General features: G+C 31.2%; 24 protein-coding genes. 8 read left to right on the top strand and 16 right to left on the bottom strand.

Features of this window, described 5'->3' with window-relative positions; translation table 11 throughout:
• Nucleotides 1–5: 5 nt before the first annotated feature.
• A complete protein-coding gene (locus tag M890_RS0102425; protein WP_028281995.1) occupies nt 6–536 on the bottom strand; it encodes an NADPH-dependent FMN reductase in 531 nt (176 codons plus the stop codon).
• Between the two features lie 209 nt (nt 537–745).
• Between M890_RS0102425 and M890_RS0102420 the strand changes: the two genes are divergently transcribed.
• The 4 genes from M890_RS0102420 to M890_RS0102405 are packed head-to-tail and all read left to right on the top strand — an operon-like array spanning nt 746 to nt 6,123.
• A complete protein-coding gene (locus M890_RS0102420; protein WP_028281994.1) occupies nt 746–2,374 on the top strand; it encodes an acyl-CoA carboxylase subunit beta in 1,629 nt (542 codons plus the stop codon).
• 4 nt (nt 2,375–2,378) lie between these two features.
• The gene (locus tag M890_RS0102415; RefSeq protein WP_028281993.1) at nt 2,379–4,364 is read left to right on the top strand and encodes a DUF3352 domain-containing protein; all 1,986 of its coding nucleotides are present in this window, start codon (nt 2,379–2,381) and stop codon (nt 4,362–4,364) included.
• A 30-nt stretch (nt 4,365–4,394) separates the two neighbouring features.
• Nucleotides 4,395–5,246: a hypothetical protein gene (locus M890_RS0102410; protein ID WP_028281992.1), complete on the top strand. Its 852-nt coding sequence runs from the start codon at nt 4,395–4,397 to the stop codon at nt 5,244–5,246.
• Nucleotides 5,239–6,123 carry a hypothetical protein gene (locus tag M890_RS0102405; RefSeq protein ID WP_028281991.1) on the top strand — a complete coding sequence of 295 codons (885 nt, stop codon included), beginning with the start codon at nt 5,239–5,241 and terminating at the stop codon, nt 6,121–6,123. Before M890_RS0102410 ends, M890_RS0102405 begins: the two co-directional genes overlap by 8 nt.
• Before the next feature lie 87 nt (nt 6,124–6,210).
• Here the strand turns inward: M890_RS0102405 and M890_RS0102400 are convergent, their stop codons facing one another.
• From M890_RS0102400 to M890_RS0102385, 4 genes are all read right to left on the bottom strand, one after another.
• Nucleotides 6,211–8,352, bottom strand: a complete 2,142-nt coding sequence (locus M890_RS0102400; protein WP_028281990.1) for a VWA domain-containing protein — start codon at nt 8,350–8,352, stop codon at nt 6,211–6,213.
• Between the two features lie 94 nt (nt 8,353–8,446).
• Nucleotides 8,447–9,505 carry an AMP-binding protein gene (locus M890_RS0102395; RefSeq protein ID WP_028281989.1) on the bottom strand — a complete coding sequence of 353 codons (1,059 nt, stop codon included), beginning with the start codon at nt 9,503–9,505 and terminating at the stop codon, nt 8,447–8,449.
• A 3-nt stretch (nt 9,506–9,508) separates the two neighbouring features.
• Entirely contained in the window at nt 9,509–10,465 is a 957-nt protein-coding gene (locus tag M890_RS0102390; RefSeq protein ID WP_028281988.1) for a CPBP family intramembrane glutamic endopeptidase, read from the bottom strand.
• 3 nt (nt 10,466–10,468) lie between these two features.
• The gene (locus tag M890_RS0102385; protein ID WP_028281987.1) at nt 10,469–11,503 is read right to left on the bottom strand and encodes an o-succinylbenzoate synthase; all 1,035 of its coding nucleotides are present in this window, start codon (nt 11,501–11,503) and stop codon (nt 10,469–10,471) included.
• Nucleotides 11,504–11,560: 57 nt separating this feature from the next.
• Here M890_RS0102385 and M890_RS0102380 point away from each other — a divergent pair, with 57 nt between their 5' ends.
• The gene (locus M890_RS0102380; RefSeq protein WP_028281986.1) at nt 11,561–12,352 is read left to right on the top strand and encodes an SDR family oxidoreductase; all 792 of its coding nucleotides are present in this window, start codon (nt 11,561–11,563) and stop codon (nt 12,350–12,352) included.
• Here M890_RS0102380 and menA read toward each other — a convergent pair whose 3' ends face one another.
• Complete coding sequence (gene menA, locus M890_RS0102375) at nt 12,353–13,255, bottom strand: 1,4-dihydroxy-2-naphthoate octaprenyltransferase (RefSeq protein WP_028281985.1); 903 nt, start codon at nt 13,253–13,255, stop codon at nt 12,353–12,355. It lies immediately after the preceding gene.
• Between the two features lie 3 nt (nt 13,256–13,258).
• Complete coding sequence (locus M890_RS0102370) at nt 13,259–14,098, bottom strand: 1,4-dihydroxy-2-naphthoyl-CoA synthase (protein ID WP_028281984.1); 840 nt, start codon at nt 14,096–14,098, stop codon at nt 13,259–13,261.
• 301 nt (nt 14,099–14,399) lie between these two features.
• Here M890_RS0102370 and M890_RS0102365 point away from each other — a divergent pair, with 301 nt between their 5' ends.
• Both M890_RS0102365 and M890_RS15670 read left to right on the top strand, forming a co-directional pair.
• Nucleotides 14,400–14,843, top strand: a complete 444-nt coding sequence (locus M890_RS0102365; RefSeq protein WP_028281983.1) for a hypothetical protein — start codon at nt 14,400–14,402, stop codon at nt 14,841–14,843.
• Between the two features lie 178 nt (nt 14,844–15,021).
• On the top strand, nt 15,022–15,453 hold the full coding sequence (locus tag M890_RS15670; protein WP_036597036.1) for a hypothetical protein: 432 nt from the start codon (nt 15,022–15,024) through the stop codon (nt 15,451–15,453).
• On the opposite strand, the gene M890_RS0102355 is transcribed toward M890_RS15670, so the two are convergent.
• From M890_RS0102355 to M890_RS0102335, 5 genes are all read right to left on the bottom strand, one after another.
• Nucleotides 15,437–16,276, bottom strand: coding sequence for a CvfB family protein (locus M890_RS0102355; RefSeq protein ID WP_028281982.1), 840 nt, complete (start codon nt 16,274–16,276; stop codon nt 15,437–15,439). The two genes, M890_RS15670 and M890_RS0102355, sit on opposite strands and share 17 nt — an antisense overlap.
• Before the next feature lie 70 nt (nt 16,277–16,346).
• On the bottom strand, nt 16,347–16,688 hold the full coding sequence (locus M890_RS0102350; protein WP_028281981.1) for a DUF2853 family protein: 342 nt from the start codon (nt 16,686–16,688) through the stop codon (nt 16,347–16,349).
• 118 nt (nt 16,689–16,806) lie between these two features.
• On the bottom strand, nt 16,807–18,558 hold the full coding sequence (gene menD / locus M890_RS0102345) for a 2-succinyl-5-enolpyruvyl-6-hydroxy-3-cyclohexene-1-carboxylate synthase (RefSeq protein ID WP_028281980.1): 1,752 nt from the start codon (nt 18,556–18,558) through the stop codon (nt 16,807–16,809).
• 42 nt (nt 18,559–18,600) lie between these two features.
• Nucleotides 18,601–19,716 carry a chorismate-binding protein gene (locus M890_RS0102340; RefSeq protein WP_028281979.1) on the bottom strand — a complete coding sequence of 372 codons (1,116 nt, stop codon included), beginning with the start codon at nt 19,714–19,716 and terminating at the stop codon, nt 18,601–18,603.
• A 3-nt stretch (nt 19,717–19,719) separates the two neighbouring features.
• Nucleotides 19,720–20,145: a PaaI family thioesterase gene (locus tag M890_RS0102335; protein ID WP_028281978.1), complete on the bottom strand. Its 426-nt coding sequence runs from the start codon at nt 20,143–20,145 to the stop codon at nt 19,720–19,722.
• A gap of 43 nt (nt 20,146–20,188) precedes the next feature.
• On the opposite strand from M890_RS0102335, the gene M890_RS0102330 reads away from it, so the two are divergent.
• A complete protein-coding gene (locus M890_RS0102330; RefSeq protein WP_028281977.1) occupies nt 20,189–20,761 on the top strand; it encodes a GNAT family N-acetyltransferase in 573 nt (190 codons plus the stop codon).
• On the opposite strand, the gene M890_RS0102325 is transcribed toward M890_RS0102330, so the two are convergent.
• The 4 genes from M890_RS0102325 to dnaK form a co-directional block, all read right to left on the bottom strand.
• The gene (locus tag M890_RS0102325) at nt 20,758–22,041 is read right to left on the bottom strand and encodes a hypothetical protein (protein WP_232219119.1); all 1,284 of its coding nucleotides are present in this window, start codon (nt 22,039–22,041) and stop codon (nt 20,758–20,760) included. The genes M890_RS0102330 and M890_RS0102325 overlap by 4 nt on opposite strands.
• A gap of 130 nt (nt 22,042–22,171) precedes the next feature.
• Nucleotides 22,172–22,612 (bottom strand): hypothetical protein, encoded by a 441-nt coding sequence (locus tag M890_RS0102320; protein ID WP_232219118.1) that lies wholly within the window; start codon nt 22,610–22,612, stop codon nt 22,172–22,174.
• Between the two features lie 41 nt (nt 22,613–22,653).
• Nucleotides 22,654–23,601 (bottom strand): NAD(P)H-dependent flavin oxidoreductase, encoded by a 948-nt coding sequence (locus M890_RS0102315; protein ID WP_036597034.1) that lies wholly within the window; start codon nt 23,599–23,601, stop codon nt 22,654–22,656.
• Between the two features lie 203 nt (nt 23,602–23,804).
• A complete protein-coding gene (gene dnaK, locus M890_RS0102310; protein WP_028281973.1) occupies nt 23,805–25,706 on the bottom strand; it encodes a molecular chaperone DnaK in 1,902 nt (633 codons plus the stop codon).
• Nucleotides 25,707–25,741 lie beyond the last annotated feature (35 nt).

The following is a 25,741-nucleotide window of genomic DNA, read 5'->3' as shown; positions in this document are numbered from 1 at the left end:
AAGTATTAAAGACGTTCTGCTAAAGTATTAACAGCTTGTACTAATGATGTATTAAGGTCTGCATCAACAATTTTTTCTTCTTTAAAATTATCATTAAATGATGGTAAGCTAAATTTAGCAACAATGTTTGCATCATGAATAGGAAATCTGTTTTCTGCAATTTCAAAGACTGATTGTCCTCCTCTAGCTCCTGGAGAGGTACTCATTAATAACATTGGTTTTTGCTGAAATAATTTTACATCAATCCTAGAGGTCCAATCAAATAAACTTTTAAAAATCGCTGTATAAGCTCCATTATGTTCTGCTAAAGAAATAATTAAACCATCTGAAGCGGTAATTTTATTTAAAAACTGTTGCGCATTGTCCGGAATTCCAGATTTACCCTCTAAATCCACGCTATAAGTTGGAACATCAAAATCGTTTAAATCTAAAACTTCTACTTCTGTATTTTTTAATAATGAAGACGCGTATGTTGCTAATTGTTTGTTGATTGAAGTCTTACTATTACTTGCTCCAAATGCTAATATTTTTTTCATTGTAGTTTATATTTTTTACAAATATACAAAAAATATAATATATGTTACACGGAAACTAATTCCTTGTTTAATATTAAAAATGAAACAAATTAAATATAAGTATACTAGTGCTCTAAAAGTAGATTTATTGTTTATAGCTTACAATTAAAAAATAGTAGTTTCATTAGACTATTTTCTTTTGTATTTTTACAACAAACAAAACAACTACAATGGATATTAACTTCAATAAAAACGAAGATCATAACAAATTATTACTTTCTGAACTTAAAACCAAATTAGCTAAAGTTAAGCTAGGTGGTGGAGAAAAACGTATAGAAAAACTTCATGCTCAAGGAAAAATGACCGCTAGAGAGCGTGTTAATTATCTTTTAGATAGCAACAAAAAAAGTATCGAAATTGGTGCTTTTGCAGGAGAAGATATGTACGCAGAACATGGTGGTTGTCCATCAGGTGGTGTTGTAGTAAAAATGGGTTACATAAAAGGTAAACAATGTATTGTTGTTGCCAATGATGCTACTGTTAAGGCTGGCGCATGGTTTCCTATTACAGGAAAAAAGAATTTACGTGCTCAAGAATTAGCAATTGAAAACAAATTACCTATCATATACTTGGTAGATTCTGCTGGAGTTTACCTACCAATGCAAGACGAAATTTTTCCAGATAAAGAACATTTTGGTCGTATTTTTAGAAACAATGCAATTATGAGTAGTATGGGCATTACCCAAATTGCTGCTATTATGGGAAGCTGTGTGGCTGGTGGTGCCTATTTACCTATAATGAGTGACGAAGCTATAATTGTAGATAAAACTGGAAGTATTTTTCTAGCTGGAAGTTACCTGGTTAAAGCTGCAATTGGTGAAACAATAGATAACGAAACCCTTGGTGGAGCTGATACACATTGCGAAATAAGTGGTGTTACAGATTATAAAGCTAAAGATGATAAAGATGCTTTAGAGAAAATTAAACGTATTGTAGATAAAATTGGAGATTACGACAAGGCTGGTTTTAACCGAAATGAACCACAAAAACCAAAAGAAAATCCACAAGATATTTACGGGATTTTACCAAAATCTAGAGCAGATCAATATGATATGAAAGAGATTATCAAACGATTAGTTGATAACTCAGAATTTGATGAATATAAACAGGACTACGGTAAAACTATAATTACAGCTTATGCTAGAATTGATGGTTGGGCAGTAGGCATTGTTGCAAACCAACGTACTTTGGTAAAAAATGCTAAAGGAGAAATGCAATTTGGAGGTGTAATATATAATGATAGTGCAGATAAAGCAACACGTTTTATTGCTAATTGCAACCAGAAAAAAATCCCATTAGTCTTTTTACAAGATGTCACAGGTTTTATGGTTGGAAGTAAAAGTGAGCACTCTGGTATTATAAAAGATGGTGCCAAAATGGTAAACGCTGTTAGTAATAGTGTTGTGCCAAAATTTACTATAATTTTAGGTAATAGTTATGGAGCAGGTAATTACGCTATGTGCGGAAAAGCTTATGACCCTAGATTAATTGCTGCTTGGCCAAGTGCAGAACTGGCAGTTATGAGTGGTAATAGTGCTGCAAAAGTATTGTTACAAATAGAAACTGCATCGCTTAAAAAGAAAGGCGAAACAATTACTAAAGAGAAAGAAGCCGAATTATTTAATAAAATTAAAGCTAGATACGATAATCAGGTATCCCCTTATTATGCTGCAGCACGTATTTGGACAGATGGCGTAATTGATCCATTAGATACAAGAACATGGATTAGTATGGGAATTGATGCTGCAAACCACGCTCCTATCGAAAAACCTTTTAACATGGGTGTTTTACAAGTATAGGTAAATGAAAAAACGGAGTTTATTTTTACTAATTATCACTTTTATAATCAGCTTTGGACTTTACCAAGTCTATGTATTTTATTTTGATAATAATGACAACATACAGTCTATTTATTTAGTACCTAAGGATGCAGTTTATATTATTGAAAGTCAAAAGCCAATAAATAATTGGAATGATATAAGCAAAAGCGATATTTGGAAACATCTAAACACTAACACCTATTTTAATACCCTTGCAAAAAACTTAAATAAGTTAGATACTATATTTAAGCAAAAGCAAGGGGTTTTTAATCGTATTGGAAACAGAGAAATATTAATCTCTGCGCACGTTTACGCGCCAAAACAATATGGTTTTTTATATGTTGTAGATTTACAAAAAATAGCAAAGCTAAATGTTGTTAAAAACAACTTAAATACTATTATAAACAGCAATTATAAAGTAAGTAAACGTCATTATAAAGAACATGAAATTACAGAAATTTATGACCTAAAAAATCACGAAACTCTTTACATTAGTTTTATTAAAAACCAAATGATTGCGTCCTACACGCATACTTTGGTGGAAGCCTCAATTGATCAATATAGTAATCCTGAGATTGGTAGAAATCTTAATTTTATTGAAGTCAAAAAACATGTTGGTTACAACGATATGTTTCGTTTATACTTTCAGTATGATTATTTAGATGAATTTGTTAATGTTTTTTCAGACACACCTGGAGATTTAACTAAAACCCTTAGTAAAAGTCTAGAATTTAGTGGTTTTAGTTTTGATTTAGAAAAAAACGCTATTATAGCTAATGGTATTACTAATACTAATAATCAAGCTTCAACGTATTTAAAAGCCCTTCAAAAATCAGGACAAGGTAAGCGTACCATTAAAAATATAGTCCCAAAAAACACTGCTATTTACTTAAGCTTCGGTTTTAAAAGTTTTGAAGACTTTTATTCTAATTTTGAAACTATTCAAAAAGAAAATCCTGAACAATTTAAAAGTTATGTTGAAGGTACTTCTCAAATAGAAAGCTTTTTAAAAATAAATCTCAAAACCCATTTTATGAGTTGGATTGATGACGAGATTGCTTTAATCCAACTTCACTCTAATGTATCTGACTCAAAAAAAGATGTCGCATTAATATTAAAAACAAAAGCGATTGACGATGCTAAAGACAACTTAGATTTTATATTAGAACAAATTAGAAAACGTACACCAGTAAAATTTAAAGAAGTTAATTACAAAGGGTACGCCATAAATTTTATGTCTATCAAAGGTTTTTTCAAAATCCTTTTAGGCGATTTATTTTCAAATATTGAAAAACCTTATTTTACAATTATTGAGGATTATGTAATATTTAGTAATGAGCCTAACACCTTAAAAAGTATTATTAATGCTTACACAAACAAAGAGACCTTAAACTATTTTAAACCCTTTAATGACTTTGACAATAGGTTTGATAATAAGTCTAGTGTGTTTGCTTACATTAACACACCTAATTTATATAATACAGCTTATGACTTTGTAGATATTGCAACTAAAAAACAGCTAAAAACTAATAAAGATTACTTTATATGTTTTCCGCAAATAGGCATACAATTAACACCAAGTAAAAACGACTTTAAAAGTCAATTAATACTAGAGTATCAAACGCCTGATAAAGTTAAGTCTAGCTATACTTTTGATGACGCTAAACCAAAAACAGTTATTACAACTCCTACTAGTCTTACAGAAGAGAACATTAATAAAGATACCGTTTTTAACATCCCAGAATTATATCCTTCAGATTTAACTGCTCGAGTGTTTACCAAAAAATATTCCAACGGAAACACTAAATTTTCTGTAGAGTTAAAGGATGGATTAAAACATGGTAGCTACGAAGCATATTATCAAAATGGAAATTTAAAAATTTCGGGTAAATATAGAAAAGACAAACAAGTTGGCACTTGGAAAGCGTATGATATAAATGAAAATTTAATTTTTAAAACACGTTTTTAAATACTAACTTTAAAATCAAAAACAGCCACTTTGATTTATAAAAAAATAGTTTTTCTAGTTACGCTACTTGCTTTTGCTACCAGTTTTTCTCAATCTACAGATTTAAAACCCTTGTTAAAAACGGATTATACCATTAAAAAAAATGTAGATACACTTCACGTCAAATATCCATTACACGCTAACGTTACTAGAGACAAAACCATAAAAAGTAAGGATACGACTGCTTTAAGTTTTGTTAAGGATTTTGATTTATTTAAAAATAATTACTTTTTAAGACATTATAAAAGCTTAATTTTTAAGCAAGATAGTAGTGCAATAATTTATCAATGGAAAGAACCTATTGTGGTTTACTTTGATCACAACATTCCGCAGGAAATTACAAAAAATATAAGTCAGTTTATTTTATCAATTCCCGAAATAGATAATCTAAACATAACTATTAGCAAAGATATAAACAAAGCTAATTATTACATCAAAATTGCAAATCAAGAAGTATCAGCTTTAACCAACAAGCAAAAAGCAGAAGCACCAAAAGACCTAATTGACACCTACCCTTTTTCTAAGATAATATACGATTGGAATGGTGATTATAATTATAAAATGTACTCTGGTGTATTACAAATTAGTCCATCCTATATTAACGATCCACAATTTTTGGATGACCTCAAAAAAGTGTTTTTTATCTCATTAATACAGTCTAAAGGCTATCGTGTTTATGACAACACCTCTATATTATCGTCTTCCAACTCCAATTTTTCAACTCTTGGTGCGATGGATATTGTGTTGCTTAAATACCATTACAAAAACTTATATAAATTTAAAGTAGACTACACTGTTTTTTCAGCATTAGAAAACTATTACAAACAATTAGCCAATGACTAAATCACTACTTATAGCCATCATATCACTAACTTTAGTGCAATTAGTACAAGCACAAACACCACACCAACCAAAAAACGTGCAATACAGGATGTCTTTAAAACAGTTTAAGGCTAAATATAAAATGCCATTAACTGCAAAAGACACTTTAAACTTTGTTTATGTAAATAATGACACCATGGTTATTGTAAAGGATTATGTCCGAAAACCTGGCACTAGCATACCTTACCAGTATAAAGACTCTACATTTTTAGACGTGTATAAAACTATAGCTTTTAATCATTACAAGGATTCTGTTAGCAAAAAAACTACCATGAAATATTGGAAAGACGACATTGCTATTTTCTTTTCCAATGCTGTAGATAAAAAAGTTAAAAAAGAATTTATGGCTTTCGCCGAAAAGACTTTACAACACGTTGATTCTTTATCCATAAAAGAAGTTAAACATGTCGAAGACTCTAATTATGTGGTTTATTACAATGATGGTTTTGAGTACGAATCAAGAATCAGTAATTATAAGAAATCCGACTATTATATGCATTGGAACAATAAAAATCAAATTTATAGATTATCTCTTAGACTTATAAAAGAAGACTTTTTTACACCTAATTTACGCTTAAGAGAATTAAAAAAATATTTTATAAAATCATTAGGGCATTTTGAGTTTAACCGAAACATAGACAACAAGCATTTTTTTTCTGGAAGCCATGATAATGATTATCAATTATCAGATTTTGATACTGAGATTATAAAATACCATTATTCCTACGGAATATGTAAAGGTACCAACTTAGAAACATTTGAAGACAATCATAAAAAAGCAAAAGAGTTATTAAAAAACAAGCAAATATTACTGAGCTTTTATCATGAGTTTGAATAAGTTTTAAAACCGTAATCATAAAAAAAAGGAACACTAAATAGTGTTCCTTTTTTATTATAAATAATCCAGAAATAACCAAAAACAAGATTACTTAAAAGTGCTTATTAATCTAACAAATTCTGCTCTGTATCCAGACTTATCTTCACCTCTACCTTTATTTGCTAACGCAATTACATCTTGGGTATTAGTATTATTGTAAAACTGAGACTCTCTTAACTGCATTCCAAATAACGCAACAGCACTAGCAAAATTCATATCTTCAGTAGCTTCTGTTATTTCATTTTTTTGTACGTGTATCATTTCAATACTTTTATCTTCATCAGGTTTCTTATATCTAAATTTAACGGTAAACAACTCATCATTATATTGGTTAGTTTCAGCTTTATTTTTTGTGTATTTTAAATCTATAGTGTCTTTTGCATACTCACTTTCAATGCCAACCGGAAGCACTTCATATAATGCGGTAACAATATGTCCTGCTCCAAGTTCTCCTGCATCAATTGCATCATTAACAAAATCTTCATCTGCTAACAACCTGTTTTCATATCCAATTAAACGATAAGCTTGTACATGATTAGGATTAAATTCTACTTGTATTTTTACATCTTTAGCTATAGTAAATAAAGTCCCACCAAATTCGGTTTCAAAAATACGTCTTGCTTCTTGCATGGTATCGATATACGCATGATTTCCGTTTCCTTTATCTGCTAAAATCTCTAACTTATCATCCTTATAATTTCCATAACCAAAACCTAAAACCGATAAAAAGACACCTGATTCTCTTTTTTTAACAATCAGTTTCTCCATAGCATCATTACTAGAGGCACCAACATTAAAATCGCCATCAGTAGCTAATATCACTCTATTATTTCCTTTTTTATTAAAATTTTCTTGAGCTAATTTATAGGCTAGCTCAATACCTTGACCACCTGCTGTAGATCCACCTGCATTTAACTGATCTAAAGCTTCAATAATTTTTGTTTTATGTTTCCCTGATGTTGGCTTTAATACTACTCCAGCTGCTCCTGCATATACTACAATAGCAACATTATCTTGTGGTCTTAATTGATTAACTAATAATTTAAAAGCCTCTTTTAAAAGTGGTAACTTGTTTTGATTACCCATTGATCCTGAAACATCAATTAAAAAAGTAAGATTGGCAGCTGGTAAGTTTTCATTATCATAAATTTTACCTTGTAATCCAATTCTAACTAACTTGGTATCTTGATGCCAAGGGGTTTTTACAACTTCTGTATTGATAGAAAATGGATGTTCATCTGTTGGTTGTGGATAATTATAATCAAAATAATTAACCATTTCTTCAATCTTAACCGCATTTGCAGGAATTAATTGTCCATTGTTAATCATACGTCTTACATTGCTATAACCAGCCTTATCTACATCTATAGAAAAGGTTGACAAAGGTGTTGCGGCTGCTATTTTAAATTTATTTTCGTGTATTTTAGTATAACTTTCGTTTAAAAATTTATGTTGCAATTCTTTATTTGTCTGTACAAGTTTTGAAATTTTGGCATTGTCTTTATTACCATCTACTGTCGTGATTATAATTACACCATTGGCACCTTGTGATCCATATAACGCTGATCCTTCTGCACCTCTAACAACATGAGTAGACGCTATTTTTTTTGGTGCTAAATTGACTAATTTTTCAGCCGAAGATATTTTACCATCAATAACAATAAGTGCCTCGTTTGTACCTGATACAGATCTATTACCCCTTAATACAATTCTTGTGGTTTGATTAACACCATTATTATTAGTTTTGATTTTTAGACCAGATACTTTACCTGCTAAACCATTGACTACGTTTGGGTTTGAAGTTTTTATAATTTCCTCTGATTGAATGGTCGTCACAGATTTTTTTACTTCGTCTTGTGATCGTGAAATCCCTAACATAGTAATTGATACTTCATCTAAACTACCGTTTTCTTGCAGAACAACATTAATGGTATTAGCATCTGTTACCACAACTTGTTTTGACTTGTAACCTAAATAACTAAACTCCAAAACATCCTTAACATTAACAGAAATACTATAGTTACCATCAAAATCAGATGTTGTCCCATTGGCAGTTCCCATTTGTAATACTGTCGCAGATGGTAATGGAATACCGTCTTGATCTGTAATAACACCAGATACCGTTTTTTGTTGTGCATGTAATTGTACTACCATAAATAGTGCAATTATTAAATTTAATCCTGTTTTCATGATAAGGTCGTTTTAAAGTTTAAAACAAACCTATAACCAAACTAAGGATTATAAAACCAGTATTTAGGGAAGCCCTATTTTGAATTAGGTAACACTACTTTTTAAGTAATTTAAGGGTTTTATGTCTATTGACTTTTCCTGAACTAGTTTCAGCGAAAGCTGGAATAGCATAAACACTTTTAGGTGTTTCAATTGGTGTTAAACTAGAAAACACATGAGTATCTAAAGACGTATTTTCTGCTTCAATCACTAATATTGCAACACTACCAAAAGTTTTATCATCTTCTGAAGCTATAAAATAACGCGTTTTAATTTTTGATTCCAGTTTAGCTTCAATCTGTTCCGGAAACAATTTGACACCTCCAGAATTAATAACATGATCTGAACGTCCTAACCACTCAAAAGTAGTTTTAGAGTGTAATTTAACCACATCATTAGTTATGATTTTTTTATTGGTTAAAAGTGGTGCGTCTATAACTAAACACGCTTTGTTATTTTGTGAAATTGTAATATTTGGTAAAATATTAAAGTATTGTGGTCCATCACTTTTTAATTGCTTAAGTGCAATATGCGTAATAGTTTCAGTCATACCATAAGTCTCAAAAATATTGGTTTTTAAAGTTTCTAACTTTAGCCGTAATGGGTTTGACAAAGGCGCTCCTCCAATAATTAGAGTTTTAATATTGCTGAGTCTGTGTAATGTTTTTTCTGCTTGAGCAGGAATCATAGCCACAAAATCATAATGCTTTTCAGGATCAAAAATAGGACTTGTAGTGGGTTGCACGCTATCTATTTCTAAACCTAAAACCATAGCGCGAACCAACATCATTTTACCTGCAATATAGGTAGCAGGTAAACACAATAAAGCAGAATTACCAGGTTGAATATTAAAAAAATCACCTGTTGCAATAGCGGAATTAACCATAGCTTGCTTATGCAATTTTATGGTTTTTGGCTTACCTGTAGAGCCTGATGTTTTAGCTAAAATGTAGTTACTGTTATCTAACCAGTGGGATAAAAAATCACCAATTTCTTTCTCAAATGGTAAACCCTCTTTAATAAAACTATAGGCAACCTCTTTTAAATCGTCAAAAGTATAATGTTTCCCATTAAGCCTAAATCTATTGTGTATCTTATCAAAGTTTGGTGTCATAGTTTAGTTTAAAACTTTATAATTCTCAGTAACAGGTGCTTCTATGGTTCCAAATAGTTTTTCTTTCCAATTGGTCCATTTATACACCTTTGCAAAAATTATTAGTAAAATAGGAAACACAACAAACACAGGAATAAAAATATCACCAAAGCCTTGTCCTGGTTCTGACACATCTTTTAAAACAGAATGTGTTTGTAATACTGTCCAATCTGCAGACACTAATAAAGCACCAAATAAATTATTAGCAGCATGAAACCCTAATGCAAGCTCCATACCATCATCCATTAAAGTTAATATACCTAAAAATAATCCTGTACCTATATAATACACCATCACACCATAACCTAGCTTACCAACTTCTGGATTAAAAACATGCATTCCTCCAAAAATAACCGAAGTCATTAGTAACGGAAACCATCTGTTTTTTGCTAGCATTCCAAAACCTTGCATTAAATATCCTCTAAAAATATACTCTTCTAAACTGGTTTGAATTGGTATTAAAAGCACAGCCACCAAGACTAAAATTAAAAAACGATTTAACTCAAAATTCCATACATAACTCTCTGGACTAATAAAATAATCAACTAATATCATCCCAGAAGTGATAATTCCCCAAAACAAAAAAGCAAATAGTACACGTTTCCAATCTATTTTTTTTCTAGCAGTTGTAACCGATTGTATTGTTTGACCATGCAAATATTTAACTGCTATAATTAAACCTATAAATCCAAAAGCAAAGGATAATAGCAATAAAAACAAATTTAAATTAGGCTCTAAAACACTCATTAACGCTTGCTCATCCATATCGTTAATAGAGCCACCATTAGCAACATATTTAAACATAGCAGCAATAGCAAATGGAAATTGTCCAACAATTGCAAATATTGCAATAATTAAAGATCCTACTAAATAACGCCAAAACTCGTGCTTAACATTAAAGGCTTGTTTTATAAAATCCATAGTTTAAAAATTAAAATTCCAATTAGTGTTTATATTATATTGTAATGTTCCATTTTTAACTTCTAAAGGCGAAGTAATATTATTGGTAAAAAGACTTCCTGTACCTAAACCTTGAGGTAAATTACTGTTTTTTGTATACGTGTATTGTGCAATTGCATTTAATCCAACATTACTCTCTAAAGCACTAGTAATCCACCAACCAATGTTTTGTTTTTCAGCAAGGTTTATCCAAGTATTACTACCTTTAAAACCTCCTATAAAACTAGGTTTTAAAATAATATATTGTGGATTTATAACCTGCAATAAGCTTTTTTTATCTACATCCTCAAACACACCAATAAGCTCCTCATCTAAAGCAATAGCTAAAGGTGTAACTTCACACAATTTAGCCATATCCTCAAGTTGACCAGCCTTAATGGGTTGTTCAATGGAGTGTAATTTAAAGTCCGATAAACGCTTAAGTTTCTCTAAAGCTTCAGTAGTACTAAAAGCACCATTGGCATCAACACGAAGTTCTATATCGCTTTCGCTGAAATTTTGCCTGATTCCCTTTAAAATATCCAATTCCGTTTTAAAATCTATAGCTCCAATTTTTAATTTAATACAATTAAATCCTGAAGCAATTTTATCTTCAATTTGTTGTTTCATGAAGGCTTGATCACCCATCCAAATCAAACCATTTATATCAATCGAAGCATTTCCGTTTGTAAAATCTGAAGGATATAAAACAAAAGGATTAGTGCTCTCTAGACTCTTAAAGGCCATTTCTAATCCAATTTGGATACTAGGAAACTGACTATTTTTAGCATACAAATAATCAAAACCTTTTTCAATATCTAAACAAGTGGACTTAAGTTGTGCCTCATAATCAGGTCTATCATCTGCACTTAAACCTCTTAAAATACCACATTCTCCAATACCACGTTTACCATCTTTTTCGATTATAATAAACCAAGTTTCCTTAGTTTTTAATATACCTCTAGAGGTTCCGCTAGGTCTTTTAAATTCTAAAATATGTTTGTAATACGATGCTTTCATAAGGATTTCAAAAATACTTAAATATTTTCGTAATTTCACCTAAAAAACTACGATTACATGACCTTTAAAAATAAAGTTATTTGGATTACAGGTGCTTCTAGCGGAATTGGAAAAGGGTTAGTTTTAGCCTTATCCAAATTAGATTGTCAAATAATAATTTCTTCAAGAAAAGAAACCGATTTGAACAAAATTAAGCAGTTGTGTCCTAAACCTGAAAACATTGCTACCTTACCCTTTGATTTGGCTAATTATGACAACATGAAGCCTATTGTAAATAAAGCTATAAGCCTTTTTGGATCTATTGACCTATTAATAAATAATGGCGGAATTAGTCAACGATCACTAATTTTAGACACAGATATTGCAGTGGACAAAAAATTAATGGACGTAGATTATCTTGGAACCGTTGCTTTAAGTAAAGCGTTATTACCACACTTTATAAAAAATCAAAGTGGCCACTATGTTGTGGTAACAAGCTTGATGGGTAAATTTAGTTCGCCATATCGTTCTGGATATTGTGGTGCAAAACATGCTGTGCATGGGTTTTTTGATGCTATGCGAATGGAACATCAAAAAGATAATGTAAAAGTGACTATAATCTGTCCAGGTTTTGTAAACACAAATATTGCTAAAAATGCTTTAATTGGTGATGGATCTTTACAGAACAGTCAAGATATTGCTACTGAAAACGGATTATCCATTACTACCTTTTGTAACCGTATGATAAAAGCCATACAAAAAGAAAAATTTGAAGCTTACATTGGTAAAAAAGAAATTATAGGTGTATATCTAAAGCGATTTTTTCCAAAATTGCTTCATCGTATAGTTATGAAAAGTCAAGTTAGATAATTATAATAACTGACCAATACCTAAAAGCAAGCTTAGTAACACTGTGGTTAAAGCCAATTTTTTAAGTTCTGGATCAAAATCCTTAGGATTATTAACCGACTTCACTGTTTTAAGATGCAATAGTAAAGGTATATAGGCTATAAAATAGATAAGATTAAACGGTGACTTGTAATATAATACACCAAATAATACAGATAAAACTATAGCGGTAATTACTAAAAAATAGTGATATTTTTTGGCCTTAACAGCACCTAATTTAACTGCTAATGTAATTTTGTTAGCAGTAACATCAGACACAATATCTCTCATGTTATTAAGGTTTAATACAGCTGTACTTAACAAACCTATGGCTATTGCAGGTAAAATAGCGATATAATCAATTTGTTTGGCAAACAAAACATAGCAACCTAAAACACTAACTAAACCAAAAAACACAAACACAAAGACATCTCCTTTACCTTTATAACCATAAGCATTATTACCTACAGTATATTTTATTGCAGCATAAATAGACAATGATGCTAATATAAAAAACGTAAAAGCTAGCAAAAGATGTTCTGATTTAAACGAAAAAAATATTAACGAAACCGTTAAGGCAATACTAATTAAAACATTTATTTTAATAGCATTAAACATTTCTTCTTTAGTAATGGCTCCAGACTGTAACGCTCTAGCAGGTCCAATTCTTTGATCGTTATCTGTACCTTTTACACCATCACCATAATCGTTAGCCAAGTTTGATAAAATTTGATAACTCAAGGTCGTTAGAATAGCAAATACAAAAATTATATAATCAAATACACCATTATATTTTGCTAAACAAGCTGCTACAATAATACCTGATATGGATAAAGGCAATGTACGTAAGCGCATTGCCGACAACCACTTTTTTAAGTCTTTCATATATTATGGAATCCATTGTTTTGGAAAGTTAGGTTTACGTTTTTCTAAAAACGCATCTCTACCTTCCTTAGCTTCATCTGTCATGTAAGCTAATCGTGTTGCTTCTCCAGCAAATACTTGTTGTCCTACCATACCATCGTCTGTTAAATTCATTGCAAATTTTAACATTTTGATAGAGGTTGGCGATTTTTCTAAAATTTCCTGAGCCCATTGGTAAGCAGTATTTTCTAGCTCATCATGAGGAATAACAGCATTAACCATTCCCATATCAAAAGCTTCTTGTGCAGAATAATTTCTTCCTAAAAAGAAGATTTCTCTAGCTTTTTTCTGTCCAACCATTTTGGCTAAATAAGCAGATCCGTAACCACCATCAAAACTTGTAACATCTGCATCTGTTTGTTTAAAAATAGCGTGTTCTTTACTAGCTAAAGTTAAATCGCAAACCACATGCAAACTATGTCCACCACCAACAGCCCAACCTGGCACAACTGCAATAACAGCTTTTGGCATAAACCTAATTAGACGTTGTACTTCCAATATATTTAGTCTGTGGTAACCATCTTCGCCAACGTAACCTTGATGACCTCTTGCTTTTTGATCTCCTCCAGAACAAAAACTATAAATACCATCTTTAGACGATGGACCTTCTGCAGATAATAACACTACACCTATTGATGTATCTTCACCTGCATCATAAAAAGCATCATATAATTCTTTTGTCGTTTTTGGTCTAAAAGCGTTTCGTACATCTGGTCTGTTAAAAGCTATTCTAGCAACTCCATTGCATTTACTATAGGTTATATCCTCGTAATCTTTTGCCTTTATCCATTTAATTTGCTCCATAAGATATCATTAATTTTTGAGGTCATAAAAATACGCAAATTTAAATTTTTAAGAGAATTAAAATTAAATTTAAGACACCGAATGATTATAATTATCTGTAACAATTTGGACATTATAAAAATACACACAAAAACCACAACTGCCTGATTAACAGATTATAAATAACATAAAGCTAATTCAAATAACTGCGTTTTAACCTATTTATTTGCTTTTTATCTATTTAAGAAATAAAACACTATATTTGGTTTCAGATTTTAGGACCACTTATTATCTTTGATATAGAATTAATAATCCATCTATAATGAATGTAATAAATTCTGAAATTTATAATCAGATAAAAGAAGTACACAAGTTTCCTATGGGTGATTTATTTTTCTTCGAAAATATGATTATTGCACAAGTTAATGAAGGTGAACATGTAAGCTTTAATAGCACTAAAACAGCTTTTAAATGTATTTATAATTATTACGAAGTTTTAAAAAAACCTTTTGGGATTATCTCAAATAGATTAAACAAATACTCTATTGAGGTTTTAGATTTACCAAAATACAATAAAAACTTACCTAATTTAAAATTTTATGGCATTGTAGGAAGCTCTGGTTTTAATAACATAAATATTAGCTTAGAAAAACAATTTAGCAAAATACCAGTATTAGCCTTTGATAACATAACAAAAGCTTATAATAACATAAATGATAATATATTAAATTCGTCTGATGATAGCGTGAAATTTAATATACCCTAAGCTACTATTTTATAGATGCTTAACAGCTACCTTTTAGAGCCCTAACCTCTTTTAGGTGGCTTTTTTTTGTCGTTTGACCTATTTATACAATTTTTTGTCGAAATTTTAAACATTAGGACTATAACAAGTTGCTAACTAATAGCTTGTGATTTAATTTTGTATACCAATTAATATTTATATGACAATTATTGATTCCACATTAGCAGAATTTATCTTGGATGTTCACATCACAGAACAAGGTAATTTTTATTTTCTTGATGGTATTGTGATTTCAGAAATTAACGAAGGTATTACCTATACTTGGAAAGAAGCTGAAAAAGTTATTGAAACTGTTCATGATTTTTATGGTCCAGAAATAAGTGTCTGTTATATTTCTAACCGTATAAATAACTATTCTGTTAAACCATCTGATTGGCTTAAATTTTATAGAAATAACAACACGCTAAATGGCTATGCTGTTGTCACAAAGAGTGAAAAAAGTTGGTTTAACGCACTAATGGAAAAAGTATTCTCTAAAGCGGAAGTCGAACGTTTTGAGGACTTATATGAAGCTATTGAGTGGGCTAGAATTAAAAATGACTTAGTAAATAAGACTAATCGTGCTTCTTAAGGTAAATCCCATCGTCTTTTAAGTCCACTAATTTTTGTTTATACAAAGTCCCTAGTGCTTTTTTAAAGGTTTTTTTACTCATTTGTAAAGTATCCTTAATGTTTTCTGGACTAGATTTATCAGTAAGTGCTAAAAAGCCATTATTATCTGTTAGCTCTTGCATAATCTTCTCTGCGTTAGGCTCTATATTTCTATAACCTATCTCTCCTAAACTAATATCTAGTTTATTACCTGGTCTTATTTTTTTAACAATACCTTTTAATTTATCTCCAACACTAATGTCTTGAAAGATATTGTCTTTATAAATTAATCCTGTATGTTTATTATTAACAATTACATTCATCCCTAAATCACTTGGATGAGAAACAATAATATCTACTTGATCATACTGAGATACAGTTAACTCTTTATTATCTAAAAAACGATTGGTTTTACTTGAAGCAACCAAACGCTCAGTAACCTCATCAAGATAGCATCGCACTAAATACCAACCTCCTTTTTTCATTGGGAAAGCTTGTTCTTTAAATGGACAAAACAACTCTTTTACCAATCCAAAATCTAAAAAAGCACCAAATTTAGTAACTTCATTACAACGTAACATAGCAAACTCGCCATCTAAAATGTATGGTTCTGTAGTTGTTGCGATAATTCGTTCTTCGTTATCTAAATATACAAATACCTCGATTTTATCACCAATTTCAAAATGTTCTGGAACATATCTATTAGGTAATAATACTTCGTTATTATCTGCATCACCTAAAAATAATCCAGGTTCTGTGTCTCTTAAAATTTCAAGTGTATTGAATTGTCCTATTTGTATCATTTTGCAAATGTAAGCATATAAAAAAAACGTTACAGAACTGTAACGCTTTTTTTATGTATTTTTTTTAATTCTATTTGTAAACAGACTCTTTTTTGAAATGTTTAGCTAATAAATAGTAAACCACTGCTCTGTACTTATTTTTATTTGATCTTCCGTAAGTTTCCATTACAGAATCAATTGCCTTATCTAAATCTTCGCTATCTGCTAATCCTAATTTTTTAATTAAAAAATTGTTTTTTACAGTCGCTAACTCTGATGCATCAGAACCAGATACAGTAGCTGAATCTTTATTATAAATTGATGGACCACAACCTATAGTTACCTTAGTTAAAAAATCCATATCTGCTGTTACACCACATTTGTCTTTTAAGTCTGTTGCATACTTTGCGATTAATTCATCACGTTTACTCATAATTTTAAATTTAGATTAATATTTTTAGCTTCTTAAAGGTACAATTTTTTTATATCTCTTTTTAAGCGAAAAAAAATATTATTACAATTACGATAAACGTCCATTTTTTTCGACGAAATTATTTTACAAACTTAAAATAATCTAATAAAATGTCATCATTTGTCCTTGAAGGTGTAAACACCTCTAATAATTTAGGTGTTTTTGAAGTGTTATAAAAATCTGACAAAGCTACTGAAAGTTCATTTTCTGAAGATGCTGTAGTGTATTCAAAACCATACATGCCACATAATTGCTTAGCAGTTAAATGATGTTTGGTTTCGAAAAAATAATCAAAGTTATCTGTATTTTTATGTCCTGGTAAAATTCTAAAAATCCCTCCTCCTTCGTTATTAATAACTATAATCCTAAAGTTATTAGGTATATAATTATTCCACAACGCATTACTATCGTAAAAAAAGCTTAAATCTCCAGTAATGAAGACGGTTGGATTATCTCTTGTTATGGATGCTCCAATTGCGGTACTTGTACTTCCATCAATTCCGCTAGTGCCTCGATTACAAAAAACGTCCAACGTTGGATTAATATCAAAAAGCTGTGTATATCTAATAGCAGAACTATTACCTACTTGTAATTGCGTATAATTTGGTATACTTTTTAGTAACACATCAAAGACTTTAAAATCTGAAAATGGTATTAAGCCCATGTATTGCAAATGCTTTTCGCGTCTAATAGCCATTTGGTTTTTCCAAAATGGGTTATAATCACTTTTTAAAGCTTTAGTTAATGGTATAAAAGCTTGGAAAAACGAGTTTATTGATTGCTTAAACACCTTGTTTAGCACAAAAAAGGTGTCATTTGCACCATTTTCTGCTACATGCCAATGTTGTGCTGGCTTATGGGTTCTTAAAAATTTCTTTATTTTTTTTGATACTATTAAACCTCCAAAGGTTAATAGTATTTCTGGTTGTAAGCCTTGTAACTCTTGCTCAGAAAGCGCACCAATTAATTTATCAATACTTGGACAAATATTATCGTGGTGTAAATTAGACGTACTTTCGGTTAATATCAATACACTATCATCTTCTGCTAAAACGTCAATAAAGTGCTGTTCTACGCTATTTGGAGCCAAAACACCAACTAATACTAACTTCTTTTTGGAGTTATTCCAAATTTCAGCGAAAGCGTTATAATTTTCCCTAACTATATTTTTTTTAGGTATTGGTACAACTTCTGGAGTTACCGTTAGCGCATCCACCATTTGATATAAAGGCTCATCAAACGGAATATTAACATGTACAGGGCCTTGTGTTGTTATTGCTATATTAAAGGCTTTATTAATTTCGGTTTCGTTGTATTGTTGGATCCCTTGTTGTAGCCCTAAAAAGCGTTCGATTTTATTCTCAATACTCTTCATTATTGGCAAGTCTTCCGCGAAAGCGTTTTGATTTTCAGGATTTAAATCTTGCTTTAAATTAGCCGAATATTGTATGTGATTTTTAAAAACGTTTTCTTGATTTATAGTCTGTCCATCTCCTATTCCTACCAAGTACTTAGGTCTATCTGCACTTAAAACCACTAACGGAACATGGCTATAATACGCTTCTGACACTGCTGGATAATAATTTAACAACGCACTACCAGAAGTACAAACCACTGCTACGGGATGCTTTATTTGTTGTGCGATACCTAATGCGAAAAAAGCTGCGCAACGCTCGTCCACAATACTATAACATTTAAAAAAAGGATCGTGAGTAAATCCAATGGTTAATGGCGCATTTCTGCTTCCTGGAGACAGTACAATGTGTTGGATATTCTTGGCTTTACAAAGCTGAATTACCGTTTGCGCTAAAGGTATTTTTGGGTGTTTCATGTGTTATACAAAAATACGAAACACAATTCCTAAATAAAACCATTATAAGAGGTTTTTAACAGTCTTAGATTTTGCAACGGTTTCTTCCCATTCGTTTTCATGTATAGAATCTTTTGTAATTCCGCCTCCAACATAGATTAATGCTTTGTTGTGCTTAATTTGCAGACATCTTAAATTAACAAACAAATGCGATATTGTTTTTACGGATCCGTAAGCGTTATTCTCTACATTTCTGCGATTGGTATTTCTTGTTTTGGCTTGTTTAATATTTATTTCGCCTAAAAAACCGGTATAATATTCACGATTATAGCCTTCGTTTTTTAATATAAACTGTTTAGCGTTTTCTTTAGGTAAACCGCAAACTGCAGGTGTTGGATGTAATTTAGCAATAACGGATTGTAATCCATTTTCAGGCTTTAATAGTCCAGAAATCTTAGTTTGCAAATGCAATAAATTCCCTGCTTTAATAGTCTCTGTAGTGCCCAAATTAATACTACTTACTGATGACTCTAAACTACCTACTATAAAATCCGTAACTAATTGCTGTTCTTCTTGTTCCTTGGACTGCCACTGGACATCAATTGTGTTTTTATATTGTTGTGTACCTGCAAGAGACATGGTTAAAAAGCGGTTGCCTTCTACTTTTAATAATGTTTCAGGCGTTGCTCCTAGCCACAGCCCTACTTTTGGGTGATACCAACAATACACTAGTGCTGTTTTATAGGTCGCTAACAGTTTTTTAAATAGTAAAAGCGTATTGTCTTCAGGAAAAGTTTCGGTTTCAACTCGAGATATCACTACTTTTTTAAAACTACCATCTTCAATTTTGGAAATAGCTTTCTCTACTATTTGCATATGTTTCGCTTTCGCTGAAACATTTATCGTGCTACTTAATTGGCTTTTAGCTTGATCAGGTTTACTATCAAACAAACAATCTATTACTTTGCTTTTATCTAAAGGAAATAATACCGTATTATCTTCATTTTTAAAAGGTGAAAACACAAAACCGCTATCCTCAAAATTTGTCGTAAAATGAAGCTGATTGCTATCCTGAAGCATTGCTTTTACCGCTAATTGATTGGGCTTTTTATACGCTACAAAAGGAAGCTGATTTGTGAACTGTTGAGTAAGCTGTTCAAAAAAATCTGAAGACGTCATAACTTACTTCTTTTTAGGTAAAGAAATGGTTGACAATTTGCATAACGAAATAAGGTTATCATCCTCATCCGTTACTCTAATATCTAGTAATTGCGTCGTACGTCCTTTATGTAAAAAGGTAGCCTTAGCGTAAACATAGCCTGAGCTAATACTTTTTAAATGATTAGCTGTAATCTCTAATCCTCTAATCATTAAATTTTCTGAATCTAAAAATATATGCGAAGCAAAACTACCAACGCTTTCTGCTAAAGCTGCTGTTGCGCCACCATGCAACACACCATCTGGTTGATGTACACGTGGTGTCACTGGCATTCTGGACACTAAAAAATCCTCGCCATAATCCACAACTTCTATCTCTAAGGTTTCCATTAAAGTGTTTTTGCTTGATTTATTTGCTATTGCTAACACTTGTGCTTTAGAATACTTCATGTATCTTTAATTTTAATGTAAAAATACAAAACATAGCGCTAAAATGACAGCTCCGACTCTTGAAAACAATCGTGTAAAACTAATACCTTTAGACTTAAGTAATTATAAACAATTAATTACTATTGCTAAAGAAACTGATTTAATTTATTATTCGCCTAATACCATTTCTACTCCTGAGACTTTAAGAGATTATGTTCAAACAGCTGTAGATGGTTTTTATAATAATACAACATTACCTTTTATTGTTTATGATAAACAATTCCAAGCCTTCGCTGGCAGTACTCGTTTTGGATTAATTAATCATAAAAACAAGGTTTTACATATAGGTTGGACATGGATAGGACATGATTTTCAGGGTACAGGCTTAAATAGTCATATGAAGTTTTTAATGTTACAATACGCTTTTGAAACTTTGAAATTTGAAAAAGTAGAATTTAGAATTGATGAGCGTAATAAAAAATCCAGAAAAGCGGTTGAAAAATTAGGTGCAACACTTGAAGGCATTTTACGTCAAGACACTGTAATGTCTGATGGTTTTAGACGAAGCACATGCTGTTACGGTATTTTAAAAAGCGAATGGCCTACGATTAAATTTAATACTTTTAAAAGATTTTAATCTGTAGTATAACACTCAAAACAAGCTTGAAGTTGTTCTGGAAGACTTAAATCTTCAGAGCCTTTAAGACGCTGTGTTACCAAACCTTTATTATCTATGGTCGTTTTAAATAATTTAGCATAGGACACTAAACTATCTCGTCTTGATTTTATTTTACTAATGATTTCCTCGCCATCAATTTTAGAAAATTGAGTTGGCCAAACTTTTAAAGCTTGCAGCAAAGCTTCATCATTAAGAAGTAATTGCAGTTGCTTTGCTTCTTGTATAAATAAGTTTTCTTCTGTATTTAATAAAAAATATTGATCAAATGGATAAACCAATCCTGGCATAAAATCTATTTCGTTATCAAATGGACGCAACTCTTTTACTAAGTTTTCATTAGACAAAATAGAAGGTATAATTCCCTCTAAATTAATAAAAGCATTGTCCCTATCTCCTGCAATTGGAATAGCTGTGTAAGTTTGATCTGTTTGCTGTAAAGCCCAACCCCATTGTTTAGTATGCCTATCCCAATCGCCAATTAACAAATCAAATAATCTTGCTCTGATAAGTGCAGGCTTATCAATAAATACAATATTGGTGTTACTTAATTTTAATTCTTGTAGTTTTTTGGTGTCAACGATTTTAGACACGTTGTTTAAGTCTGTCCAATTGGTTTTACTTTCTGTTTCGTACTCTAATAAAAATAATCTATTCCCATATTTGTTATTATACTCTCCCAATAGTCTTTGCTTTGGAAGAAATACCACTTTAGGTTTGGTGTTAATTATAGCTACTTTATTAGCTAGCTCAGCAGCTAATATAGCACTATATGGATGTTGTGCCGAAATACCATCCACTATAATATTTTCTAAACCTAGTGTTTTTGCTAGATCAGGAATAAGTTGTTTTGGATCTTTATTAACACCTCTAAGCGTTAATTCTATACCATTTTTAGTTTCTAGTTTTAAAGAATGGGTTTGTTTACCACCACCTTCTTTAGTAATTGTAACACCACCAAATAAAGTGTCTAAAAATAATACAGGAGCTTTAATTGGTGTTGACCAAGCAGCGCGATATTGCTCTCCTTGAAAAAGTTTTTTAATCTCATCTGCTTTATATAAAGCGCTTGCAGCTACTAATACAGAATCTAAATTATGAAAATCTATAGTATTAACATTATCAATATTAACTAACTGAGAGGTTTTAAATGTTTGGTTTGTAGATGACGTAGACCAATACAAAAGACCTATAAAAATTATAAGCATCACAATTAAAAAGTAAATAACTTTTTTTATCAATTTAGTCCTTCTTTAAGTTAATAAGTAAAATACTAAAGGTAAAACAAGTCTTTAAATTTTTGAAACTAGAATTATAAAAATTAAGTTAAATTATAAGTTTGTAGCATTTTAAAATGATTTTTTGTTAAAATCAATTAGCAACCCTTTTTAAAAATTCTTGTTCCGTTTCCCAAATTTCTGGGGAATAGTCTGAAGCTGTAAAATATTCAAACTCTATAATTTCGCCATTATTTAAAGTGTCTTTACCTATTAAATAAAAGTTTTCTCCGACATGCAGACTCTTAAAAGATTTTGCTGCATAAAAATATATTGTATCACCTATTTGATATTTTTTAACGGACTTTACCTCCTCTAAATCAAGGTTTGAATCTTCATTTTGATTTAGAGTATACTGTTTAAAGCGAATATTATTTTTATTCCATCGTATTGTGCTAATACTTTTAACTTGGATTGGCGTATTTAAAAGCTTTGAAAATCTAGAATCGTCAGAAATGTCTTGTCTAGATTCGTATATAATTGAAATAAAAAGAGCTGCACCTAATAAAATAATAGTCGCTAGAGTGACCTGCAAAAACTTTCTTATAGTTTTAGGCTCAATTATCATTGATTAATTTAAGCTATTAAATTAGCAACAATATCCTTAATAGGCAAAATAGCTTTTGTGTGCTCAATACTTGGACCAGCTACCCAAACGGTTTTGTAAGTTGCTTTTTTGGCTGCATTTTCAGTTGCTTTCATACCTATTGAAAAACGAATCATTTTAACCCATTTTTTCAATTTTTTATTTTTGTTCAATATGCGTTCTAGCCAAGTTTGTTTAGTACCAATTTTTTGTACATAAGGTGTGTTAATTACTGTACATGGTGTACCAGAGATACGCTCTGTCATGATAATATCCTTTTCGCCATAATCCACACATGCTTGCTTATACTCATCAGTAACACCAGCTTCAACAGATGCAATAAATGGACTTCCTACAGATACGCCTTCTGCTCCATAGCTTAACATTTTGTCAATATCTGCTTTGCATCCAACTCCTCCAGCAGAAATTACTGGTATATTTAAAGCTTTACTTAGTTGATTAGTTAATTCTTGTGGCGATAAATTACCTCTGTGTCCTCCTGCTTCATTATTAACTGCAATTGCAGCATCTGCACCTAATTGTTCTACTTTTTTAGCAAATCGTAAGTCTGTAACATCACAAAACACTTTAATTCCTGCTTTGTGTGCTTGATTTATGGTTTCTTCAGGACTTCCTAAAGATGTAATTATAAAATCGCAACCTTCTTCACATAATACTCTAAGTTGTTCTTTATACTTAATATTAGATTTATTCACTATCAGGTTAAATCCAAAGGATCCTCCTTCTACTTTATTTGCTTTTAACTCATGTATTGCTTCTCTTAATTGATCTAAAGTACGATAATTAAGTGCAGGAATACATCCTGCAATACCAGCTTTCATAGCTTCTGTGACCATAGCCACATTAGAGACCAAAAACATTGGCGCTTGAATTATTGGGTATTTTATATTTAAAAGTTGAGTTAATTTAGTTTGCATGATTATAATGTTATTTAAACAAATATAACAATAAATTTATTATGCATGCATAGTTTATTTTAAAATGAATTATTGTTTTATATTTTGTATTTAACCCTATTTGTAAAACCTGAAGTAGATTGGTTTTAAACAAAAAAAACGCAACCAAAATAATGGTTGCGTTTTAAATATTATGTGATTCTGATACTTAATCAGATCTATAATTATTTTACTTCTTCAAAATCTACATCTTCAACATCGTTTCCTTCTGTTGAATCTGCTCCTGCATTAGCATCTGGTCCAGGTTGTCCACCTTGAGCATCTGCTTGAGCTTTGTACATTTCTTCACTAGCTACTTTCCAAGCTTCGTTAATTTTTTCCAACGCTGGCTCGATAACTGCTATATCTTTACTTTCGTAAGCTGTTTTTAATTCTGCTAAAGCTGCTTCGATTGGTGCTTTTTTATCATCAGATAATTTATCACCAAATTCTTTTAATTGATTTTCTGTTTGGAAAATCATAGAATCTGCTTCGTTTAATTTTTTAGCATTTTCTGCTGCTTTTGCATCTGCTTCAGCATTAGCTTCAGCGTCAGCTTTCATTTTCTTAATTTCTTCTTCAGTCAAACCAGAAGACGCTTCGATACGGATATCTTGTGACTTGTTAGTTGCTTTATCTGTAGCAGAAACTTTAATAATTCCGTTTGCATCAATATCAAAAGCTACCTCAATTTGCGGTACACCTCTTTGTGCTGGTGGAAGACCATCTAAATGGAAACGACCAATAGTTTTGTTATCTGCTGCCATAGCACGTTCACCTTGTAATACGTGAATCTCTACTGATGGTTGGTTGTCTGCTGCTGTAGAGAATACCTGAGATTTTTTAGTTGGGATTGTTGTATTTGCTTCGATTAACTTAGTAAATACGTTACCCATAGTCTCGATACCTAATGATAAAGGAGTTACGTCTAAAAGTAATACATCCTTAACATCTCCAGTTAAAACTCCTCCTTGGATACCTGCTCCTAAAGATACAACCTCGTCTGGGTTAACACCTTTACTTGGTGCTTTTCCAAAAAATGCTTCTACTGCTTTTTGTACAGCTGGAATACGTGTAGATCCACCTACTAAAATAACTTGGTCAATATCAGATTTTGTTAAACCTGCTGCTTTTAATGCAGATTGACAAGGCTCAATAGTACGTTTTACTAAATCGTCTATTAATTGCTCAAATTTACTACGTGTTAAAGTACGTACTAAGTGTTTTGGTCCACTTGCAGTAGCTGTAATGTATGGTAAATTGATTTCTGTTTGCTCAGAAGATGATAATTCAATCTTCGCTTTTTCTGCAGCTTCTTTAACACGTTGTAAAGACATTGGATCTTTACGTAAGTCCATTCCTTCTTCGTTGTTAAACTCGTCTGCTAACCAATCTATAATTTTTTGATCAACGTCATCACCACCTAAGTGTGTGTCTCCATCTGTAGATAATACTTCAAATACACCATCTCCTAATTCTAGGATAGATACATCATGTGTTCCTCCACCAAAATCAAATACTACTATTTTTTGGTCAGTCCCTTTTTTGTCCATACCGTAAGCTAAAGCTGCTGCTGTTGGCTCGTTAATGATACGACGTACTTTTAATCCTGCAATTTCACCAGCTTCTTTAGTTGCTTGTCTTTGCGAGTCATTAAAGTAAGCTGGTACAGTAATTACTGCTTCCGTTACATCTTGACCTAAATAATCTTCAGCAGTTTTCTTCATTTTTTGAAGAATCATTGCAGATAATTCTTGAGGTGTGTATAAACGACCATCAATATCAACACGTGGTGTGTCATTATCTCCTTTAACTACTTTGTATGGTACACGTTCTGCTTCGTTTTTAGATTCAGAATATTTGTTACCCATAAAACGTTTAATAGAATAAACTGTTTTTGTTGGGTTAGTTACTGCTTGTCTTTTTGCTGGATCACCAACTTTAATTTCGCCTCCTTCAACAAAAGCGATAACTGAAGGTGTCGTACGTTTACCTTCTGCGTTTGGGATGACAACTGCTTCATTACCTTCCATTACAGAAACGCAAGAGTTTGTTGTTCCTAAATCGATTCCAATAATCTTACTCATAATTTTATATAATTTTAAATTTTGTATTGTAATTG

The sequence above is a fragment of the Olleya marilimosa CAM030 genome (assembly GCF_000518485.1).
Lineage (GTDB): Bacteria > Bacteroidota > Bacteroidia > Flavobacteriales > Flavobacteriaceae > Olleya > Olleya marilimosa.
This window is presented reverse-complemented; position numbering and strand designations above follow the sequence as displayed.